This is a genomic window from Pseudanabaena sp. FACHB-2040, from assembly GCF_014696715.1.
Lineage (GTDB): Bacteria > Cyanobacteriota > Cyanobacteriia > Phormidesmidales > Phormidesmidaceae > JACVSF01.
The window spans coordinates 134,059-154,424 of the sequence record NZ_JACJQO010000017.1 but is presented as its reverse complement, the minus strand read 5'-3'; the positions used below and the strand labels follow the sequence as shown (position 1 = coordinate 154,424).

18 protein-coding genes are annotated in these 20,366 nt (G+C 55.3%); 6 read left to right on the top strand and 12 right to left on the bottom strand.

All coding sequences use genetic code 11. The annotated features are described in order from the left end of the window. The first annotated feature begins 94 nt into the window (after nt 1–94). Complete coding sequence (locus H6G13_RS19275; RefSeq protein WP_190485795.1) at nt 95–1,228, top strand: hypothetical protein; 1,134 nt, start codon at nt 95–97, stop codon at nt 1,226–1,228. A gap of 185 nt (nt 1,229–1,413) precedes the next feature. Here the strand turns inward: H6G13_RS19275 and chlP are convergent, their stop codons facing one another. Beyond that, a complete protein-coding gene (gene chlP, locus H6G13_RS19270; RefSeq protein WP_190485793.1) occupies nt 1,414–2,649 on the bottom strand; it encodes a geranylgeranyl reductase in 1,236 nt (411 codons plus the stop codon). A gap of 324 nt (nt 2,650–2,973) precedes the next feature. Here chlP and H6G13_RS19265 point away from each other — a divergent pair, with 324 nt between their 5' ends. Further along, on the top strand, nt 2,974–4,143 hold the full coding sequence (locus tag H6G13_RS19265; RefSeq protein ID WP_190485791.1) for a DNA double-strand break repair nuclease NurA: 1,170 nt from the start codon (nt 2,974–2,976) through the stop codon (nt 4,141–4,143). Here the strand turns inward: H6G13_RS19265 and H6G13_RS19260 are convergent. The 6 genes from H6G13_RS19260 to H6G13_RS19235 all read right to left on the bottom strand — a co-directional run bounded on the left by H6G13_RS19260 (nt 4,108) and on the right by H6G13_RS19235 (nt 13,243). Further along, nucleotides 4,108–6,525 carry an EAL domain-containing protein gene (locus H6G13_RS19260; protein WP_190485789.1) on the bottom strand — a complete coding sequence of 806 codons (2,418 nt, stop codon included), beginning with the start codon at nt 6,523–6,525 and terminating at the stop codon, nt 4,108–4,110. The two genes, H6G13_RS19265 and H6G13_RS19260, sit on opposite strands and share 36 nt — an antisense overlap. 246 nt (nt 6,526–6,771) lie before the next feature. Beyond that, entirely contained in the window at nt 6,772–8,718 is a 1,947-nt protein-coding gene (locus tag H6G13_RS19255; RefSeq protein WP_190485787.1) for an ATP-binding protein, read from the bottom strand. A gap of 135 nt (nt 8,719–8,853) precedes the next feature. Next, nucleotides 8,854–11,115, bottom strand: coding sequence for a transglycosylase domain-containing protein (locus H6G13_RS19250; protein ID WP_190485785.1), 2,262 nt, complete (start codon nt 11,113–11,115; stop codon nt 8,854–8,856). 90 nt (nt 11,116–11,205) lie between these two features. Further along, nucleotides 11,206–11,724, bottom strand: a complete 519-nt coding sequence (gene lspA / locus H6G13_RS19245) for a signal peptidase II (protein WP_190485783.1) — start codon at nt 11,722–11,724, stop codon at nt 11,206–11,208. A gap of 6 nt (nt 11,725–11,730) precedes the next feature. Beyond that, nucleotides 11,731–12,330, bottom strand: coding sequence for a biotin transporter BioY (locus tag H6G13_RS19240; RefSeq protein ID WP_190485940.1), 600 nt, complete (start codon nt 12,328–12,330; stop codon nt 11,731–11,733). Between the two features lie 103 nt (nt 12,331–12,433). Further along, entirely contained in the window at nt 12,434–13,243 is an 810-nt protein-coding gene (locus tag H6G13_RS19235) for an ion transporter (protein WP_190485781.1), read from the bottom strand. 124 nt (nt 13,244–13,367) lie between these two features. On the opposite strand from H6G13_RS19235, the gene H6G13_RS19230 reads away from it, so the two are divergent. Both H6G13_RS19230 and sipA read left to right on the top strand, forming a co-directional pair. Further along, nucleotides 13,368–14,411 (top strand): sirohydrochlorin chelatase, encoded by a 1,044-nt coding sequence (locus tag H6G13_RS19230; protein WP_190485780.1) that lies wholly within the window; start codon nt 13,368–13,370, stop codon nt 14,409–14,411. Between the two features lie 205 nt (nt 14,412–14,616). Beyond that, a complete protein-coding gene (gene sipA, locus H6G13_RS19225) occupies nt 14,617–14,871 on the top strand; it encodes a regulatory protein SipA (protein WP_190485777.1) in 255 nt (84 codons plus the stop codon). A 17-nt stretch (nt 14,872–14,888) separates the two neighbouring features. Here the strand turns inward: sipA and H6G13_RS19220 are convergent, their stop codons facing one another. Then, entirely contained in the window at nt 14,889–15,593 is a 705-nt protein-coding gene (locus H6G13_RS19220; protein WP_190485775.1) for a PspA/IM30 family protein, read from the bottom strand. Nucleotides 15,594–15,931: 338 nt separating this feature from the next. Here H6G13_RS19220 and H6G13_RS19215 point away from each other — a divergent pair, with 338 nt between their 5' ends. Next, nucleotides 15,932–16,531 carry a hypothetical protein gene (locus tag H6G13_RS19215; protein ID WP_190485773.1) on the top strand — a complete coding sequence of 200 codons (600 nt, stop codon included), beginning with the start codon at nt 15,932–15,934 and terminating at the stop codon, nt 16,529–16,531. Nucleotides 16,532–16,588: 57 nt separating this feature from the next. Here the strand turns inward: H6G13_RS19215 and H6G13_RS19210 are convergent, their stop codons facing one another. Next, nucleotides 16,589–17,950 (bottom strand): hypothetical protein, encoded by a 1,362-nt coding sequence (locus tag H6G13_RS19210; RefSeq protein ID WP_190485771.1) that lies wholly within the window; start codon nt 17,948–17,950, stop codon nt 16,589–16,591. Nucleotides 17,951–18,136: 186 nt separating this feature from the next. Here H6G13_RS19210 and H6G13_RS19205 point away from each other — a divergent pair, with 186 nt between their 5' ends. Then, nucleotides 18,137–18,700 carry a DUF721 domain-containing protein gene (locus H6G13_RS19205; RefSeq protein WP_190485769.1) on the top strand — a complete coding sequence of 188 codons (564 nt, stop codon included), beginning with the start codon at nt 18,137–18,139 and terminating at the stop codon, nt 18,698–18,700. A gap of 59 nt (nt 18,701–18,759) precedes the next feature. Here H6G13_RS19205 and H6G13_RS19200 read toward each other — a convergent pair whose 3' ends face one another. From H6G13_RS19200 to H6G13_RS19190, 3 genes are all read right to left on the bottom strand, one after another. Continuing rightward, nucleotides 18,760–19,236, bottom strand: coding sequence for a GNAT family N-acetyltransferase (locus H6G13_RS19200; protein ID WP_190485766.1), 477 nt, complete (start codon nt 19,234–19,236; stop codon nt 18,760–18,762). Between the two features lie 39 nt (nt 19,237–19,275). Next, entirely contained in the window at nt 19,276–19,503 is a 228-nt protein-coding gene (locus H6G13_RS19195; RefSeq protein WP_190485764.1) for a hypothetical protein, read from the bottom strand. 452 nt (nt 19,504–19,955) lie between these two features. Beyond that, the gene (locus H6G13_RS19190; RefSeq protein WP_190485763.1) at nt 19,956–20,312 is read right to left on the bottom strand and encodes a hypothetical protein; all 357 of its coding nucleotides are present in this window, start codon (nt 20,310–20,312) and stop codon (nt 19,956–19,958) included. Between the last annotated feature and the right edge of the window lie 54 nt (nt 20,313–20,366).

Genomic DNA, 20,366 nt, shown 5'->3' with positions numbered 1-20,366 from the left:
ACGCCCTCATTGGTGCCGTATTAAACTAATGCCTCGATAAGGCGTGCTCTACTGGTATTAATGTGGCTTCTTATGATGGGACTGGGCAAGAAAAATGGATAAGAACCCCATAGAACTTAGAAGGAAGAGATACTTCAAGCTCAGTTCACAGATTGCTCAGCTGGATAATGCGCAACTGCATTCCCTGCTCGGCGATAGTCACTCAGGCTTGAGTTGGGAACTCACTCACACCATAGTTCTTGGGCAATCCAAAATTTTTGTGAAACGCATTCCAGTCACAAACATTGAATATGACAACTTGTTCTCTACTAGAAACCTTTACGACCTGCCAACTTACTTTAATTACGGACTCGGCTCTGCTGGTTTGGGGGTTGCCGGGCTAGGGGTCTTCCGTGAACTTGTGACACATATCAAGACTACCAATTGGGTGCTTGATGGGGAGATCGCCACCTTTCCGCTAATGTACCATTACCGGATTGTTCCGTTCTTTGCGCAGCGTGCAGACGTGGATAGGGAGCGTCTAAAGGGCTTTGTGGAGTACTGGGGTAATAGTGCGAACGCCGGGAAATACATGTTAGATAGAGCGAGTGCCGACCATGAGTTGGTTCTGTTCTTGGAGTATATACCGCATGTTTTAGAAACATGGCTCAGAGAAAACCCCAGCAAATTCCAGCAATCTCTGGATGACTTATGCACGACCATCGCCTTTTTGCGGGCGAAGGAGATTATCCACTTCGACGCACATTTTTGCAACGTCCTTACCGATGGTGAGCAGATCTATCTAACTGATTTTGGTTTAGCGCTTGACAGGAGTTTTACGCTGACGAAGGATGAAGAGACTTTTTTCCAAGAGAACACCTTTTACGATTACGGAGAGATTCTGCGAAACCTTAGCCACCTGATTCGATCAGCGTATAATTTGTGCCCGGAGAACGATAAGCGCAGGATACTGAAAAAATATGGCGCAAAAGAGGGCTTACAACCCTACGAGTTGGGATCTCTATTACTCGACAATATTGAGCAGATTCATGCTGATAGGGACATCAAGCTAGATGAATTCTATGTGGCCAGCATCGTGAAGTACCGCAGCATTATTGCACTGATGCGAAACTTCTATTTTGAGATATGGGGAAATAACAAAAAAGACACGAAACTGCCTCACGCCAAACTACAGCAGCTGCTTAAAGAGACGGGGTTTCTTTTGAGTGCTGAACCTCAAGGCACATAGTTTTCATCATTAATTAACCGCCTGCTTTTCTGGGCCGGCTCGGCCTTTTTGCGATCGCAACAAAAATCACTGCCTTGAAGTGTCAGGCAAGGTGCCTAACTCGCATAAAAAACTAGGAGCAGGTTACTGACCTGCTCCTAGCTGCTGTTAAGGAAAGATGTTTTGCTTCTTGGAGGTTGCGATCGCTACCAGCCGCGAGTGGGAGATAGAGCGTTGCCGCGCAGCAAACTGCCGACGGTTTTAGCCGTTATCTTCATCTGCACCAGCGGGTTAGCAGGCACTACGGTTTTGTAGAGGTAGCTGTCAAAGGTGAGCTTTTGCACATCCATGTCGGCGCACATTTCCACGAAGGCTTCGCGGGTAGCATCGGTGCGGTAAAACACGGTTTGCAGTATGTCTAACACCTTGTAGGTGATGCCGTACATTCTGTCCCAGCGCTTCAGGTAGACCTTGAGCTCGTCTTCGGTGGGGATGCGCTGACCGCCATTGGAAAATTCCACGATGGCCTCGGCGCACATGCGGGCAGACTTGGCCGCAAAGTAAATGCCCTCACCAGAGGACTTAGTGACGGTACCCGCAGCATCACCGACCAGAGCCACTCGACCAACCACACGCCGGGGGCGGGGATGCTCAGGAATGGGGTGGGCTTCAACCTTGATGATCTCGCCGCCTTCGAGCCGGTGAGCTGCCCGTTCCCGGATGCCCGCCTGCAGCTGCTTGATCTTGGCCTGGTTGACCCGCATGGTGCCGGTACCCACGGCTACGTGGTCGTATTTGGGGAAGACCCAGGCATAAAAGTCAGGAGAGACATCGTTGCCCACGTACATTTCGGCCAGATCTTCGTAGTAGGCCATTTTGTCGGCGGGCAGCCGAATGCGCTCTTGGAATGCGATCGCATAGTTATAATCTCCGGCATCAATCGCCTTGGCCACGCGGGAGTTGGCCCCATCAGCGCCAATTACCAGGTCTACCTGCAGCGATTTGCTCTCACCCACGAGTCCTGCCTCGGAGTGAGCAGTGTAGTGGAGCGTGTAGGGATCATTGCTGCCCTTGGGCAATTCGAGCGTGTGCACCGTACCGTTGATCAGCTTGGCTCCCAGCATGGCTGCCCGGTCGCGCAAAAATCCATCGAGCACTTCCCGACGGCACATGCCGATGTACTCGTCTTCTTTGAGAGTACTGCCGATATTGACCTCGATATTGGAGGGCGAGATCATTTTCATCTTGCGCACCCGCCGGTCAATAATTTCCGGAGGCAGCTCAAATTCATCCACCATGCAGAGGGGGATCGCCCCGCCGCAGGGCTTGGCGTTATCTAGCTTGCGCTCAAAGAGATACGTTTCAATGCCTGCTTTGGCTAATGTCTCAGCAGCTGAGGAGCCTGCCGGACCCGATCCAACGACTGCAACCCGGAGTGACAAGGGCCTGTTCTCCACTTCGCGAGAAAGTTACCACGGCATCCTATCACGCGGGATTGGGGGTTTTTGAAGGGTTCTGGCAGTTGTAACGGGAATTGAAACACAGGTTTACATTCTGCAACTGAGATCAAGGGCGTTTAATGATTTTTTGAGAGAAAAATCTATGCTGAGATGAGAGACGCAGAGCGGGGGGGCAGAGGAGTGGGAGAGAAGAGGGGACGCGTCTCCCAAGACCCGCACATGACAAATCCCTCACTTCCGGCTAAAATTGCGCCAATCAATACGTTCGTCCTACTGTGGGCGTTCTACACAGGCAGTTGTGGGCCTATGCCGATCAGTCCATCGCAGATTCGCAGATTGCTGGAGGAAAACAAAGACGCCTTTTCCGGCTTTAATCTGCAAACTTATGAGTTATTGAAGGCATACCGAAAGGGGTGGGCTGAGTATGGCTCGCTGCCGCTAGACCAGCGTATTGGGCGGATGAAGGGCGTGCCTCTACCTGCAGGTGCTCGGCCGTTAGAGGATGGGCCGGTGGACGACAAGGGTATAGTCCGTTTTCCGTGCCGTTGGGCGAATCGGGAGGAAGGGCATGACTGGGTGCGGCAGGTGCTCACCGGCATTACCACGTTTGCTGTGGACGGGTCGCAGATTTTCCCCAGCAAAGATCTGTCTCTGCCGATTGCTTTAATCCAAATTGGCTGGTTTGAAAATCCTCACCTGCCGACGGGCAGCTACAAAAAAGACATTCGCCTGGAAATTCTCACGCCGGACGATCTAAAGACTGGGCCGCAGGGGCAATTGGGCGATCGGCGGGTGAACATTCGCCGGTTTGAAATGGAGATCGAGCGGCTGGTGGAGTTTATGGAGTCTTGCGCCGACTCTCAGCGCTGCCTGGTCTTTTTTGACGGGTCGCTGGTCGTCACTTTTGCCGAGCCTTTCGACGATGAGAGTCAGGCCGCCTATGTCCAGGCCATCTTGAAGCTGCTCAAGGCTAGCGAACAGTATCGAGTGCCGCTGGTGGGCTATGTTGATACCTCCTATGCCCACGACCTGACCCGGCTGCTGCACCACACCTGTGCTCTGCTAGAAACCGAGCGCATTCACGATGCTCAGGTGCTCACTCCCTACCTTGACTGGGGCGATCGCAGTCCCCTCTATCGTTGCGATCGCGGCGGCATTTTAGAGCAGTATGGGGAGCTGTGCGATCGCATTGGCTTTACCTACCTCAAGACCACCCGCGATAACTACCCGGTGCGCCTAGAAATCCCCCTGTGGCTGTGGGAAGCTGGGCAGCTCGATGCAGTATTAGACTGGGTGCGAGCCGAGGTGGTCGTCGGCGGCGGCTACCCCTACGCCATTGAAACGGCAGACCAAACAGCGGTGCTGCAAACCCAGGATCGGCAGGTGTTTTACCGCATCCTGCAGGAATGGGCCGAGCAGGAGTCGATTAAGCTGCGCTTCTCACGCAAGATGGTCAGTAAGGTGCGGCGGCGCTGATGCCCCCTCTAACTGGTAAGTCGGGTGCTGGGCATACGCGGGGTGTAGCATGTCTTCGGCCTGAGCCGCTGCCAGCGGTGGCGCAAACCAGTAGCCCTGAGCCTGCTCGCACTGCTGTCTCTGCAAAAATTGCAGCTCCTCTGGGGTTTCTACGCCTTCGGCAACCACCGTCAGCCCCAAATTAAGCCCTAGGCTCAAAATGGCCTTGACCACTTCCTGGTTTTCTGGGCGGGCAGAAATACTAGAGACGAAGGATCGATCAATTTTCAAGACATCGACCGGAAACCGATGCAGATAGCTCAAGGAGGAATAGCCGGTGCCAAAGTCATCAATGCACACCTCGATGCCGCGATGTCGCAGTTGGTGTAGCGTTTGAGCGGCAATCTCCTCATTCTCGATCAGCACCGACTCAGTCACCTCCAGCTTCAATGCCGAGCCCGTCAGCTGAGTTTGGCGTAAAATCTCGTCGATTCGCTCAATCAGATCGGGTTGGGCAAACTGCTTGCCAGATAAGTTAATACTTATGGTCAGCTCGTTACTGGCGGCAGTCTGCTCGCGCCAATGCTGAAGCTGCACACAGGCATGCTCTAAAACCCACAGCCCCAAAGGAATGATTAGGCCTGTGTGCTCAGCGATGGGAATAAATTCGACTGGGGAGATCTGCCCGTGCAGCGGGTGATTCCAGCGAACCAGGGCTTCAAAGCCAACCACCTGATGACGGCTCAAATCCACAATGGGCTGATAGGCCACCCACAGCTCCTGCCGCTCAATTGCCCGCCGCAGGCTGTTCTCCAGCTTCAGGCGACGGCTCACCTGCAGGTGCATAGAAGTGTCAAACACCTGATAACGGCCGGGCCCAGCGTGTTTGGCCCGGTACATCGCAATTTCGGCATCTCGCAAGAGCTCGGAGGGTTGGGTGTAGTGGGAATTGTTGAGCACCACACCAATGCTGGCACTAACAAAGACCTCAGTATTCTCTAGCAGCAGCGGCAGCTTTAAAACAGATTGAATCTCATCAATCACATCAATAACGGTCGTGAGGGCATCCACGTCTTCCAGCAGAATCGAGAACTCGTCGCCGCCCAAACGAGCCAAGGTGTCTCCAGTTCTAAGACAGGTGCTCAGGCGCTGGGCCATGACGCTCAGCAGGTAATCGCCCGCATAGTGGCTGAGACTGTCGTTGACCACCTTAAAATCGTCTAGATCGAGAAAGAGCACGGCAAAGTCGTGGGGGTGGCGCTGGCGATCTTCTGAGGTGCGCCGCCGAGAGAGCTGCAGGGCGTGGCTCAAGCGATCAATAAACAGAGCCCGGTTGGGCAGGCCAGTGAGGGTATCGTGAAAGGCATCGTGGCGCAGTTGGGCTTCGGCTCGTCGTCGCTGCTCCAGCTCAATCTGGGCCTGCTGATAGAGCTCCGCCTGATGAATGGCAATGGCGCACTGATCGGCCACAGCCTGTACCAGCATAATCTCCGATTCAGACCATTGACGCTGATGGTCTGTCTGCTGCAGACAAATAGCTCCCAGATAGCGCTGCTGATACACCAGCGGCACCCCAATGAGCGATCGCACCCCCGCCGCCCTAAATGCTTTGTGCCATTGCGGAGACTCATCATCCAGGATTTGCAGCGTTAAGGGAGCCTCAGCAAACAGCAGGATATGGAATGGGTCTGGCCTAGGTTGCAAACCAAGCTGATCGGGCAGGGCAGGAGGCAAGTCATCTCCTTGAGCCAGTCTTTGACTGAGGTACTGAACCTGCATCTGCTGCTCGTGGGGCCGCAAAATCAGGCACTGACTAACGGCAAGCGCCTGCTGTAGCTGGTCGGCGGTGCTTTGCAGCACCTCGTCGAGGAGCAGGGTTTCCCGCATGGCCTTGACGATGCGGTTAAGGATCGACTCTCGCCAAGCATTTTGTTCAAGGCGACTGAGGGCCTGCTTTTGCTGTTGTCGCAGCGCCCACTCAGCCAAAGCCCGCTGCAGCACAGTGGGCAGGCGAAATAAGCGATCTTTTAGAACATAGTCGGTCATGCCCGCCTTGATGCAGTCTACCGCTGCTTCTTCGCCCAAGCTGCCGGTCACTAAAATAAAGGGCAGATCTTGGTAAGACTGCAGCAGCAAGTCCAGCACTTGAGGAGCCTGCAATGACGGCAGCCGATAATCGGCTAAAACAGCGTCATAGCGATGATCGGCCAGGCAGATCCGACAGCCCTCAAGGGTATCGGCTACGTCAAAGGTGAATTGAATATCAGCGGTTTTGAGAACGTGTACGACTAGCTCTACATCTTCAGGGGCATCTTCAACAATCAGCAGATGCAGAGAAGATGGGCTCTGAAAAGGGCAAGGGTTCCCTTCAGCAGGGTACAGCGCAGAATTAAGCCGATTCATTGAATGATGCCTATGCAAGATGGGGGGATCTGCAGGGAGAGCGGAGCAGGCGAGGCAGCTGGGCCATGCTGTCTTAAAAGATGGCCGATCGTTCTACTTTAGAAAACCCTTGGACACGATGAATTAAACATAGAAAATGTTGCAAGCTTCTACAAATTCCCAAAGGTTGGTTTTTGGCTAAATTCAGCTGTGTCGGTCAGAATTCGAGATTTGTGAACTTCTTTAGCGCTTTGAGTCTGTCTGGCTCTACTCTGGCGCGATAGTTTCAGGGAGTTTGAAGAAGAAGGTAGTGCCCTGCTCTGGCTGGCTCTCAGCCCAGATCTCACCGCCATGCCGCTGAATAATTCGCTGCACAACCGCTAGGCCCAGGCCCATACCGCCAAACTTTCCTCGGCTATGGAGCTGCTGAAAGGGGCTAAAGAGCCGATCGGCCTGATCCATGGCAAAGCCAACCCCGTTGTCTCGCACGTAGAGGGTTTGATCGGGCAAGACGCCAATTTCGATTCTGGCGGGCTGGCGGTGCTGGCTAAACTTGAGCGCGTTGTCAATCAGGTTGCTAAAGACTTGCTGCAGTAGGCTCGGATCGCCTTCAACCACAGGCAGTTTAGCGACGCTAAAGACGGCATTAGCAGCAGCTGTATTGGGGGGAGAGAGCAGTGCGATCGCACTGTCTACCAGCCCATTAAGCTCAATGGGCTGGCGCTTAAGCTGGCGGCGACCCACCCGTGAGAGGGCTAGCAGTCCTTCAATCAGCTGGTCCATCTTGTGGGCGCTATTTTGGATGGTGTTTAGGTAGTGGGCCGTGGTGGGGTCGGCAGCGGTGGGTTGCAGGTGCTCACTGAGCATATCGATAAAGCCCCGAATGTGCCGCAGCGGTGCCCGCAGATCGTGAGATACCGAGTAGGAAAACGACTCAAGTTCTCGATTAACGGCTTCTAGCTGAGCTGTGCGCTGCTGCACCCGCGCTTCTAGCCCAGTGTTGAGCTGCTGTAGGGCAATCTCTACCCGCTGGCGCTGCAGCTCGGTCACGGCTCGGATGGCAAAGAGGCGCAGCAGTGCTTCGCAATACTCGGGCTGGGGTAGTGGGTGGCGAGACAAAATGCACAGATGGCCCATAGACTGCCCCCGATTGTCCTGCAAGGCAACTCCCATATAAGCAAGAGACTGCCACTCTGCTAGAAAAGGGGCATAGGGAAACTGCCGACTGACGTGCTCAGGGCAGTAGTAGTACCCCTCCTTCATAACGATTTCGCAAGGCGTTTGCTCTAGGGGGTAAGACAGGTTGGGGTGAAGATGCTCGTCTATCCAGGCCGCCAATGTCCGCAGCATTCCCTGGCGATACTCAGTGATCACCACATAGGGCACCGCTAGCGCTGTGGCCAGCTGTTGAGCTAAGACTGGAAAAAAGTCTTGGCCTGCTACTGCGCCTGTTTTGATCATCAGGCTGTTGAGCAGTTCTTCTGCCTGCTTTTGTTCGGTGATGTCGGCGGCGAGGCCAAAAATTCGATCGATCTCCTGGCTCTCATTGCTGCTCAAAAATGCCCTGTCACGAATCCAGCGGATTTCTCCATCTGGGCGAATGATCCGGTACTCCTGGTTAAAGGGCTTACTCTCTTCCCACTCAGCCTGAAGCGCGGTACGAACGCGATCGCGATCCTCTGGATGCACGCTCTCCGAAAAGGTCAGGGTATTGTCATAGACTTCTTGGCAGGGCCGCCCCCAAATCGTTTCGTAGGCGGGGCTGAGGTAGAGGGTGCTATGGGTAACCGGATCGTGCACCCAAAAAACCTGGGGAATGTTCTCAACCAACCGCCGGAAGGGATCATCAAACGCCTGCAAAACTTGATCTGCGGTAGGCACATCGACCGCTGTCAGCAGAAGCAAAAAACTGACCTCGGCGGGCTGGGGCTGGAGATTGGCGCAAACCGTTACCGCTAGGGTTGCGCCGGTTGCTGTGATGAAGCAAAGTGGTTGCGATCGCACCAGCTCACCCTGGCCACAACGGTGCAGCAGCGCCTCTGCCTGGGGCCGGTCAAATTCGGCCACCCGCTCAGTCCAAACTCGGCCCAATACCTGTTCAGGTGGATACCTCAACTGGTTTAGCCAGTCCTGGCTGGCGTCGAGAATCTGGCCCTGCTGGTCTAGAACCAGCACATAGCCCGGAAAATGTCGGTAACTGGCTGAAAATTCCATGTGAACCCCCTGACCGACTCAAGCTCAGCATACTTAAATTGGGCAGCAGATTTGCTCTACTGCCTATAAGTCTTCGGAATGAGCCGCTAGGGCACCTAGCCTATAGATTAACCTCTGCGGATTAGCTCACGCGGACTAGCGCACGATTTGCCGCATGTAGTTCCCCCAGACGGCAGCGGCTTGGCCGCTGCTGCCATCAGTGGAAGAGTTGTCGTCGTTGCCCAACCAAACCCCTGTAGTCAGGTTGTAGCCGGGGACAAACCCGATAAACCACAGATCCCGGTTGTCGTTGGTGGTGCCGGTCTTGCCCCCTTCCCCCAGACCTAAAAAGGCGCTGCGGCCTGTGCCTCCCTGCACCACGCCCTGGAGCAGCCCGACTAGAGTACTGGCGACGGGCGCTGGTAGGGCCTCAATCTGGCCATCTCCCGCCTGACCAAACTCGTAGATCACGCGGCAGGTACTGAAATCTTGGGGGTTGATACAGTCGCTGCTGTCGAGCACCTGCATGACGCCGTGGGGCCGATTCCAAATGCCGTTGTTTGCGATCGCAGCAAACGACCCTGTGATCTCCAGCGGCGTGACCTCGCTCTCCCCCAGCACTAGCCCCGGCGTGGGGTTGAGCTCCGACTCAATGCCCAACCGCTCAGCCGTCTGGATCACGTTACCTAGACCGGCTTCTTCGGCAATCCGTATCGCCACCACGTTCTCAGAGCGGGCCATAGCAGCGTACATATCTAGCGCCCCCGAGCCCGAGCGGCAGCCCTGAAACTCCTGCCCCCCCGAAACTAAGTTGCTGCAGCTATAGGTCTGACCTGGACTGGCTCCCTGCTCTAGGGCCGAGGCGTAGGCAAACACCTTAAAGGTCGATCCGGGCTGGCGCAGGGCTTGGGAGGCCCGGTTAAACTGGCTGGTCTGGTAGTCTACCCCACCCACCAGTGCCTGAATCGCCCCGCTTGTTGTGTCTAGGGTGACAATCGCCCCCTCTGTAAACGCCTGTTCTTGACCGGCGGTAGCCACAGCTTCTCGCAGGGTAGCTTCGGCCTCAGCCTGCATATCCAGGTTCAGCGAGGTCAGCACGATGAAATTGCCTTCTCGCGCCAGGGAGGAGCCCAAAACCTGATCGAGCTCGTCAAAGACATAGCTATAGAAAAAGGGAGCCCGAGTGCTCTGTAGCTGCTCGCGGGCCTTAGGGCTGATCTCAATGCGGGTACGACGGGCGCGGCGAGCCTCTTCCTGGCTGACCATGCCCAGAGTCACCATGCGAGTTAGCACCCGATCGCGGAAATCAACGGCAGCTTCGTAGTCTTGCACCGGGTTAAAGGCATTGGGGGCTGGCAAAATGCCCACCAGTGTCGCCGCTTCTGACAGGTTGAGATCGGCGGAAGATTTGTCGAAGTAGAACCGAGCAGCATCTTCAAAACCGTACAGGTTGTTGCCCAAAAACACCCGGTTCAGGTAAAGCCGCATCAGGTCGTCTTTGCTGTAAAACGTCTCTAGCTTTAGCGCTACGACGGCCTCGCGGATTTTACGAGCAGCCGAATCTTCGGTGCCTACATATTCCCGGTAGATACTGCGGGCTAGCTGCTGAGTAATGGTGCTGCCGCCCTCGAGGATCTCGCCACCACGCACGTTGGCCAGCGCCGCTCGCAGGGTGCCAATCGGGTCAACCCCCAGGTGCCAGTTATAGCGAGAGTCTTCTGAGGCCATGACGGCCCGAGGCAGATAGGGCGAAAAATCAGAGATGCGAGCCTGTTCCCGATGAGCCTGGGTAACCTGCTGCCGCAGGGGTATCGACTGCCCATCTTCCTGGGCATAGATCACGACAGGACCCTGCACCGACTCTGGCAACGGTCGTATGGGGATTTTGGGCCACTCTAGGGCGACAATCCAGGTGCCTACTGCCAGGGAAAGCCCAGTAAAGCCGTAGAGACCGTAGCGAGCAGTCTGCACGTACCAGGGGGGCGGATCAATGTAGCGCAGTGTAACGGCATCGGTCAGCTCGGGTGGCCCCAGGGTGATCAGGTCACCGTGGTTCAAGATGGTCTTTTTGAGTTTCTTTTTGCCCCGATAGACTCCGTTAGTCGAGTCCCGATCTTTGAGGACAAAGGGCTCGCCAGGAAGGTTGCGATCGCGCGTCAAGGTCACGTGTACCTGACTAACAATCGGGCTACGCACAACGATGTCGCTCTGCTGAGAGCTACGCCCTAGGATGTAATGTTCGCCCAGCAGCGGGTAAACGGCTTCCTGGTCGCCCGTAGTCACCTGCAAGGTGGCATTACGAGCCCCCTTCTTGAGGGCCAGCTTAGAGAAATCAACCTGGGCCTGGGCGGCCTGAAACGCCTGGGTAATCTTTCCCAGAACCGTACGAGGCGGGGGTGGCGGCGATTGCGGCGTCATCGATGGAGCGGATCCCAACCGGGGGGTACTGACCTATTCTAATCGCTAGCGCTAGAACAGCTTCCTTACTAACTGATTTTCTCCAGTTTGCTACTTGCCAGTGGGATTACTGCTACCACCATGACCAGAGCCGTTGCCGTTGGCCTTGGGCGGATACACGAAGGCCGCCACCAGCAAACAGATGATACCAATGTTGATAAAGACATCGGCAAGATTGAAAATAGGGAACTGGATCAGGCGAAAATCCAAAAAGTCAACGACTTCCCCGGCCAGGAGACGGTCGATGCCGTTGCCGAGGGCTCCCCCCAAAATAAACCCATAGCCTGCCTGCTCCCAACGGTTCGGTAGGTTAGCCCAGAGGCCCAGAGCCACCAGCCCCAGGCTGACCAGCAGCGACAGCCACTTCAGCCATTCACCATTTTCACTGAACAGGCTAAAGGCTGCACCGGTGTTAGTGACATAGGTGAAATGAAAGACCCCGGGCCAGATCGCCACGGTTTGAGGTGGGTTGGTCAACTCGAAGGTGCTGAGAATCCAGCGCTTGGTGATCTGATCTGCTACCAAGCTTGCCACTGCGGCAACCCAAAATAGGTGATTGCGAACGCTCATAGCCCTCTAATAAAACAGGAGATGCCGCATCACAAAGGCTATCACAGCTACGGCACACACTACAGCCAGTTGCCCAGGCAGCGGCTGAATGGAGTAGGTTAGCAATAGATCCCAGTAGGAGGCGCTGGTCGTTTGCAGCCAGCCTAGCAGCGAGGCCAGCGTCAGGTAGGCCAGCCCACAGCCGTGAATCATGCCTAGGCCGCACACGCTGCTGTAGGCCAGCGTTTCAATTTTGGGAGCAGATCGAAAGGCCAGGTAGCCGCAGATCCAGCCTGCCGGAACAAAGCCAATCAGGTAGCCAAAGCCGGGTTCGCGGACGTAGCTAAGGCCGCCACCCTGAGTAAAGACCGGCAGCTCAAAGACCTGAAACAGGATTAGCCCCAAAAACAAGTAGGCAATTTGAGACAGCGCTGCCGCGTTTTTGCCGCCTAGGCACCCGGTCAGCAGGACGGCCCCGACCTGAAAGGTCACGCCTAGCGACTGCACCCGCAGCCCGGTCTGGCTCCAATCCCAGGGAGCATTGAGGATGAACGTTTCCATCCAGGTAGCGGCAATGGTTAGGACTAGCCCAATCAGTGCCCAGAGCAGTTCGAATGGTGCCAACACCTTTTGTGTTTTCACTGCAAAAGTAACGATTAGCAGGATTCAGACTTTCAGGTTAGCAGGCTTTGCGAAAGCGGCAACGGGGCTCTAAAAATTTGGCTACGGGTTAGCTAGAGGGCGGCGGCAGTCGGGCTCCGCAGCGTTTGCAGAACTGAGCATCGGCGTCGTGGAGCCTAAGATCGCAGCTTTGGCACAGAGTTTGTACGGAGTGAGTGACTTTAACAAATTCCCGAATGAGCTCTCCAATTTGGGTCGGAATCAGCGCTACGCCAGTCAAAATCATCATCACAGTCAGGCCCCGACCGACTTCGGATAAGGGGGTGACATCGCCAAAGCCGACTGTGGTCATGGTGGCGACCGCAAAATAGACGGCATCTAAAAAGGTGCCAAAATCTGGGTTTTGGCCGTGTTCCACCTGAAAAATCAGCCCAGAGTAGATAAAGATGATCGCTACTAGGGTAAAGACGATGCGGGCGACAATCAGGGTGTCGGTGCCGCTGATGTAGCCAAACAGCACTCGATCTTCAAAAAAGCGAACCAGCCGCAGAAACCGCAGCCAGCGCAGCAGCCGGATAAAACGAACGTCCCAAAAGCCCACAAAAAAGGGCAGAATCGCCAGCAGATCGAGCAGGCCATAAAGGCTAAAAACGTAGAGCAGCGGCCGTTCGGCAGACCACAGCCGGAGTGAATATTCCAGGGTAAAGCCCACCAGAATAATCCAGTCCAAAACATTGAGAAAGCTGTAGAGGCGTTCTGAAATTGGGTAGGTTTCGACGACAAAGATGGCGGAGGAGAGCAGGATTAGAAATGCGATCGCACCATTCAACCACCGTCCCGCTGTCGTCTCGGTATCTTTTAGGTAAAACCGAACCCGCTGCCGCCAGTTCTGCTTTTGCCAGTCCAAATTGTTCTCCATTCTGGCCTCCCGATGCCTACCTCCGGCATATCTCCAATCAAAGCTCTGGGCTAAGATGACGAAGCATCCTGAACCCTACTGTATTGAACAGATAGGTGTCCTGGCGTTCCCTTAGCACTCCTCCATGTCAACTGCACCTATCATTACCACACTGAACGACTTTGCCTCGGAGCATTCTCCGGTGCTGCCCCTGCTGCCCAGTCAACGGCCCCTGCTGATGGTGGGCCACGGCAGCCGCGACAGCCAGGGCCGCGACAGCCTTCTAGAGTTTGCCGCTGCCTATCAGGCTTTAGATGCCTCCAGACCCGTCATCCCCTGCTTCTTGGAGCTGACCGAGCCGACGATTCAAGATGGGGTAGACCAGTGTGTTGCCAAAGGTTTTACCGATATCTCGGTGCTGCCAATCCTGCTGTTTGCGGCGCGGCACAACAAGTTTGACGTGACCAACGAGCTAGATCGAGCTAGGCAGCGCCATCCCCAGGTGACTTTCCACTACGGTCGCCACTTCGGCATCACCCCCGAAATTCTCACCCTCTGGCAGGACCGACTGGCCCAGCTCGATACGCCAGCCTTTAATCCAGAGGGCATTAGCCGAGAAGACACGGTGCTGCTCTTTGTGGGCCGGGGAGCCAGCGATCCCGACGCTAATGGCGATGTCTTTAAACTAGCCCGCGTGCTCTGGGAGGGCAGCGGTTACAAAACGGTTGAGATCTGCTTTATCGGCATCACTCATCCCCGCTTAGAAGAAGGCTTCCGCCGCGCCCACCTATACCAGCCCAAGCGGATCATCATGCTGCCCTACTTCATGTTTACTGGGGTGCTGATGAAGAAGATCTTTGAAATCTCGGCCCTTCAGCAGGCCGAAAACCCAGGTACCCCGGTTGTTTGCCTGCCCGAAATGGGTATCCACCCGCAACTGCTTCGGGTCTTGCGCCAGCGCGAATTGGAGACTCACCTGGGCCAGGTGCAGATGAACTGCGAGATGTGTAAGTTCCGGCGGGCTGCTTTTGCTAGCAACGGCAGCAGCCACGGTCATGATCACGGGCACGACCACGGGCATCACCACGGTCACGATCACGGCCATCATGGCCACGACCACGCTGCTGAACCTGTCGATCCTTATGCCGAGCCACAGCAGTATCACGATCGGGCTTGGCAGGTGCCTTGAGAGATGGGTGAGGGGGTAGATGGGTGGATCAGTGGACGGGTAGAGGGGAAGACTCGGGGAGATGGGGGAGGTTCTGCGTCGGTAGTTGAAATCGGGCCGATAATGGCAGTAGCGGGGTTAAGGGCGTTTGTCTCTTAACTTTTGGCCCCTCTCTCGATAGCCCGGTTGGGCGTTTAAGAAATACTTCTTACTTTTTGCTGTCTCTATGTCTTCTTTTACTGTTGGCGATCGCGTTCGCCTGACTAGCCTGCCCCCCTACTTCAAAACTGCTGATTCTATGCCCATGCTGCGCCCTCCTGACGTTTTGCAGGTGGGTGATGAAGGGATTGTCTTGGATCGGCGGCCTGGAGGCTATTGGGGTGTTCGCTTTGAGCGCGGTGCTTTTTTAGTCGATACCCAGTATTTGGATCGAGCTGGTAATACTTCGGAGTCTCCGGAGTCTTTGGAGTCTTCGGACTAGGAGTTCAAGAAAGACATTTAGGCTCCGGGGGGTAGGCTATTGCCTGTCTCTTCAGAACCCGTCATCAGTCGAGCCCGCATGGCGGCTAGCTCTGCATCGATGGAGTCGGGCGCTTGCTCCAGGGCCTGAAACTGTTTTTCTAGGCTGTCTCCGGCGTTGAGTTCGGCCACGGCTTCGGAGCGGGCCTCTAGATCCATGACGCGCTCTTCCATGCGGTCAAAGGCTGCGATCGCACCCGGTGTGCCGACCTCCCCGATCATCTCCTGGATCCGCTGCGAGGCAGCAGCAGAGCGGGCGCGGGCGATGTACATATCCTTTTTGGTTTTGGCTTCGGTAATTTTGCCTTCTAAGGCCCGCATGTTGCTTTTAAGCTTTTCCACCACATCCCGCTGCTGGAAAATTTGAGCGTCCATTGCGGTGGCGGTATCGACGTAAGTCTTGCGGCGAGTCAGGGCTTCTCTCGCCATGTCGTCTTCGCCCTTCTGCAGCGCTAGCTGGGCTCGGTTGTACCATTCTTGAGCAGTTCTGGTGGCCTGTTCGCTCTGGCGCTCAGTGCGTTTTTGAGTTGCGATCGCTTGGGCCACTGCCTGCCGCAGCTGGATCAGGTTGGCCTGCATCTCCTCTACGGCCTGCTCTAGTATTTTTTCCGGATCTTCAGCCTGATTGACGGCGCTATTGAGGTTGGCGCGAATGACCCGTGAAAGGCGATCTAGCAGTCCCATGACACATACCTTGCCTAAACAGCTCTCTGCTTAGAAGCATAACAGGGAGGCCCTGAAACGTGGGATGCAGGTATACCCATTTAGTAGCGTTTGGCTGCTTAAATCAGGTTTTAGTCTGGGCTGCTGTTCTAAAGCTGTAAAGATGTCGCCAAGAAGACTCTAGATGAAGTCGAATTTCCTATGAAGTGGGTGAATTAAATCGAATTCCTGCTCCTTGATTGGCCATGTTAAGGCTGCCTGCGTTAGTTAACGCTGAGCCTCAATACAGGCTTAAAAGCATCTCTGTATGAGGAACGAGGAACTACAGCTGGTAGGACTGAATATTTTTGGAGCGCGTAATGTCGAGAAAGTTTGCTTTGGTGGCTAGCCTGGTACTTGTGGGACTATTCCAGGCATCCCCAACCCTTGCCGATGAAGATTCGCCTTGCCTCTTTGTGACGGAATCAGGTGGCTCAATTGATTTAGGCTCTCTTTGCGGCGGTGGCGCAGGCCCTAGACCTACATCCGCCCCACCTGCACCTCAGGCTCCCCGACCTACCCAGACGACGGAGCAACTGTACGCCTTTCCGCAAACCCTTCAGTCTGCAGGATTCTACATATGGCAGAGCGGACGCTTTGACAATATTGGGTTTGATGTGTGGGCTAAGCGAGGCGGCGGTGGCTTCTATTACTTTCTTTGGGGCCAGCCCTACCCAGCAGACCGCAGCAACCCTGAGGTTGTTGTGTTCTTTAACAGCAACACCATCTTTGCCAGAGCAGAAGTGGTAAGAGCTTGCTATCTCAATGGGGCCTTGAGTTCTACCTGTGGTTCAACAGAAACGAACTTGCCTGCTCATACCCGATACGTAGGATCCTGTGCCTTTCCCTGGCAGGTGGCATCTACTAGGAGACAATGTGGGACCGGAGCGGCTATGCTGCGCCCAGCCAGCACACCTTGAAGCAGATCTTCCAGAACCACCTCATAAGCCAAGCGCCAGAGCCAGTTTATCTAAGGGTCACTCAGGAGCATAAACCTCAGCAGAGATACCCTGTTGCTGCAGGTTCTGCACCAAGTCTTGAGCCGAAGACTGCTGCTCAAATGCGCCCATCTGAATCCGAGCACCCGCGGGGAAGTTGCGCACGTAGGCTTCACCAACGGCATCGCGAGCATTAGAAAGAGACTGATCGCCAGTGTAGTCTGTGACCACATAGTAGCTGGGAGCAGCAGCAGGTGCGGCGGCTACTGGCTGGGGGCTAGGAGAGGGTAAAGGCGGTGGAGCAGACTGGGGCTGCGGGGCTGGGGTGGGTGCAGCGGGCTGAGGAGCTACTGGAGCTGCTGCCGCTGGAGCCGGGGCTCTAGGGGCCTGCACCGGACGGATTGTGGCTGGCACCGTAACGGGTGTGCGAATGGCGACGGTGGGAGCAGTCGGGGCGGGTGTTGGAGTAGGCGGGGCTGCCGCTGTGTTGGCAGGCTTGGCCTCGGCCCCACTCGCCGCTGGGGTGGGCAGAGAACTCGGTGGCCCAGCTAGGGCAAGAGGTGTGGAGGCTATGGTTGGGGCACCGGCAGCGCCTGAGGGCAGGGTGCTGAGAGAGCCTCGGTTCAGGTCAACAAACTCTTGTTGAGAGAGGTCTGGGCCTAGCCCTTCCAAACCCGGTTCAAATACACGGGTTGCTGGGGTATCTCCGGTTGCCGAGGGATCTCCGGCCTCTCCTGACTGGCCCCGCAGCGCCTGCAGCGTTGGGTGATTCCAGAGGTGGTTAATGGCTTTAGGAGTGGTCATCAGGTACCCCAGCCCGGCACTGCTGACTAACAACAGCAGGAATGCCCCAATTCCCAGAGGGGTCGTCAGTCGCCGGACTAATGAGGGGGAGTAGACGGTATCGCGAGAGGGCGGAGAAGGTTCATTAGCTGCTGTGCTTCTAAGCAGCGCTTCGGTAGTCTCCAAAAAGTCGTCTGGAATGGACTCGTAGTGAGCTAGCGATCCTTCCGGTTCACTAACATCCGGCTCAGGGCTATCTGATGGTGGGGCCTCAATTCTGGCTAAGGGGCTGCCTGAGATGGCGACGGTCTGCTCCAGCCGAGGATTGGGTGGCAGTGGTGGCGGCAGTGGCGTTTCTACAGGCGCGGCTGCCAAATTGGTTGCTGCCTGGGACTCTGTTTTGCCTTCCACCTGAATCAGATCAAGGGGCTGACGCCGTTTACGAAACCCCAGTCCTCGGGAAGCTGGTGCGGAAGCGCTGCCCTTGCGGCTCTGGCGGTAGCGCATTAGCTCTGTTTCGAGATCCACTGACAGGCTGGCTAAAGCCTGCTGTAGCGGCGGCTTGAGGCTGCTGTCGGTGCTGGGAGCTGAAGCTGAGACTAAGGATTGCCTGGGCATGAGCGGCGGCCACTTTCTCTAAAGTGTTTTGAGGTAAAAAGACTCAGACACATATGTTACTGATTTCTTCTGACTTGACAAGCTGTTTGACTAAGATTTGACCTGTTTTTGTAGAATAAACCTAAGAACAAACCCAGCATAAACCCAGAAGCTTTCCAAGTCTGGTGCTGCTAACACTGAGAAAAAATGCCCCTAGATGCCCTTAATCGGTTAATTAACCAGCTAGAAACCCAGCCTCAGTGGCGCAAGCAAGGGCAGTTTCGCCAAATTTCAGACTGCTGGCCTCGGGTGGTCGGGCCTTCGGTCGCCGTGCAGACTAAGCCTGTGCGGATTGACCAGGACATTTTGTATGTGGCAGTTGCCAACGCGGCTTGGAGCCAAACGCTCACCTTTGAGCGCCTGCGAATTTTAGAGAAGATCAATGCTCTAGTCAAGCCGCCTATTCAAGACATCCGATTTTCTACTGGAGACTGGTTTCGCCGCCCGCGAGATCGGCGAGAGCGAGCGGGAGCCGATGAGGAGGGGTTGCGATCGCACCCCAGCTACCTAGCTCAAGCCGCGCCCCTGTCTGTCCCAGTCCCATTCCCTAAGACTGCCCTCGAAGCCTTTCAGCAGTGGGCTGAGCGCCGCCAAGAAGAAGCCCGCCGTCAGGCCCAGTGCCCGCGCTGTAGCTGTCCCTGCCCAGAGGGTGAACTCAAGCGCTGGTCTATGTGCAGTCTCTGTATCGCTAAAGGCTGGCAGACTCGGTAGCTTCCCAACGGTCTATAGGTCTGTAAGGCTCCGCTTCGTTAGCGGCTCCGCCTGCCCAATTATTCTAAGGGCCGCGTCATCAGGACTGAAGCAGGGATATAGCCTAGTTTTTGATAGAGCTGTAGAGCCGCCTCGTTGCTGCTGAGCACCTGTAGAGCAATTTGTCGATCACCGCGCTGTTGAGCCCATTTGTGTCCCTGCTTCAGCAAGGCGGTAGCCAGCCCTTGCCGCCGATGGTCAGCCTCTACAAATAGCAGCAAGACGTAAGCATGCCGTTCGCCGCTGCGCTGGTCAATCGCGTTGCCCAACCACAGGCAGGCTACCGGCGAGCCTGCGGGGCCTGCTTCCCCAGATTTGTCTGGATAAACCCACCAAAGCGGAGTTTCACCTGAGAAATGCTGGTCTACTGTAGCAGCCACATGGCTAAGAGATTGACCTGGGCTAATCTCAGAGTGAGCTCGCTGCATCACCTTCACCAGCAGTGCTCGGTCTAGCCCTGAGCCCCGCTGCAGACAGTAGCCCGGCAAAAAACTCATTAGCGCGGCTGTTCCCCCTGAACGTCTGACACAGATGCCCTATACAGGATGGTCGGGTTGACCGTGCAGCAGCATGGAAATTCCCGGTGGCAGTGAGTCACCTGCGAGGGAAACTTCAGGAGACTGAGTCGGTTGCTCCAGTGTCTCAATCGGGGCAGGAGCCATCATGTCGCTCGGCAGAAAAATGCGGGCGCTAACGGCAACCATCGCCACTACAAAAATGAGAACAATGAAGAGTGGGGCAATATAGGCGCGAAAGAAAGCCATAGGGCAATGCCGACAAGGGAATTGAGAAAAACGAGATGGGGCTGCAAGTAAGGGGGTGAACAGACACTGCGGGCAGTAGCAGGTGGCACGGATGACAATAGCTAAGCCTACGTTCATGTTTTGTTACACCTGTTTTAATCTTACACGTCTCTGGGGCGATCCCACTCCTTCTCAAGTTCAGTTAGACGCGGCTTCTAAGACTCCTTAGCTGGTTTTGCCGCCTTTAAGATTCGGGATACGGACGCATCAGTTCCCCCCTTAAAGCATCTCTATTAAATCCTCGATAAAAATTTTGTGTTAATTCCGCAAACTTCCCCTATTCCTGAGTAGGTTCGTTAGGCTAGATCACATCGCTTATCGCGCAGTCTGCAAAGCACTTGCACATCGAAATAGGCGTCTCCTGATGGGGTTCCCCGGCTAACTGCCGGGGTTTTTATTGGCCAATCGTCAAATTAGAGATGGCCTTTAACCACAACCGCTACTCCCCAAACGCATCCAACAGCTGCGCTCAAAGCCCCCAGCAAGGTCAGCCGACTGTGCTCAGTCACAGCCCTTCTAAGGGCTATGTCTGCCTTTTCAGGGAAAGTAGAAATGGGTTTTGGCCGCATTCTTAAAAAACTGGCGGCAAAGGCAAAAGCTGCTAGCAGAAATAACAGAGACGGGGTAATCACAACCAGCCCAATGGTCTTGCCCTTGTCTGCATCGTAGGGAATTGCCAGAACGAAAAGTAAGAGATAAGCCGGAATCGCGATCAGGCTAGCAGCCAACATGAATTTAGAAAATTCCTGGCTTGTCTTGGCATACTCCATGGCCGTTACCTGGCTGTGAGCGCGCCTTTTTTTAGCCGCTAATGCCTTGAGGAG

Coding starts and splice junctions, on each gene's coding strand:
- H6G13_RS19220 (WP_190485775.1), bottom strand. CDS start 15,593: ATGGGACTGCTAGATCGCCTTTCACGGGTCATTCGCGCCAACCTCAAT.
- H6G13_RS19190 (WP_190485763.1), bottom strand. CDS start 20,312: ATGGAGTATGCCAAGACAAGCCAGGAATTTTCTAAATTCATGTTGGCT.
- sipA (WP_190485777.1), top strand. CDS start 14,617: ATGTCTTCTTTTACTGTTGGCGATCGCGTTCGCCTGACTAGCCTGCCC.
- H6G13_RS19275 (WP_190485795.1), top strand. CDS start 95: ATGGATAAGAACCCCATAGAACTTAGAAGGAAGAGATACTTCAAGCTC.
- H6G13_RS19250 (WP_190485785.1), bottom strand. CDS start 11,115: ATGACGCCGCAATCGCCGCCACCCCCGCCTCGTACGGTTCTGGGAAAG.
- H6G13_RS19205 (WP_190485769.1), top strand. CDS start 18,137: ATGCCCCTAGATGCCCTTAATCGGTTAATTAACCAGCTAGAAACCCAG.
- H6G13_RS19230 (WP_190485780.1), top strand. CDS start 13,368: ATGTCAACTGCACCTATCATTACCACACTGAACGACTTTGCCTCGGAG.
- H6G13_RS19210 (WP_190485771.1), bottom strand. CDS start 17,950: ATGCCCAGGCAATCCTTAGTCTCAGCTTCAGCTCCCAGCACCGACAGC.
- H6G13_RS19195 (WP_190485764.1), bottom strand. CDS start 19,503: ATGGCTTTCTTTCGCGCCTATATTGCCCCACTCTTCATTGTTCTCATT.
- H6G13_RS19235 (WP_190485781.1), bottom strand. CDS start 13,243: ATGGAGAACAATTTGGACTGGCAAAAGCAGAACTGGCGGCAGCGGGTT.
- lspA (WP_190485783.1), bottom strand. CDS start 11,724: ATGAGCGTTCGCAATCACCTATTTTGGGTTGCCGCAGTGGCAAGCTTG.
- H6G13_RS19255 (WP_190485787.1), bottom strand. CDS start 8,718: ATGGAATTTTCAGCCAGTTACCGACATTTTCCGGGCTATGTGCTGGTT.
- H6G13_RS19200 (WP_190485766.1), bottom strand. CDS start 19,236: ATGAGTTTTTTGCCGGGCTACTGTCTGCAGCGGGGCTCAGGGCTAGAC.
- H6G13_RS19260 (WP_190485789.1), bottom strand. CDS start 6,525: ATGAATCGGCTTAATTCTGCGCTGTACCCTGCTGAAGGGAACCCTTGC.
- H6G13_RS19265 (WP_190485791.1), top strand. CDS start 2,974: ATGCCGATCAGTCCATCGCAGATTCGCAGATTGCTGGAGGAAAACAAA.
- H6G13_RS19215 (WP_190485773.1), top strand. CDS start 15,932: ATGTCGAGAAAGTTTGCTTTGGTGGCTAGCCTGGTACTTGTGGGACTA.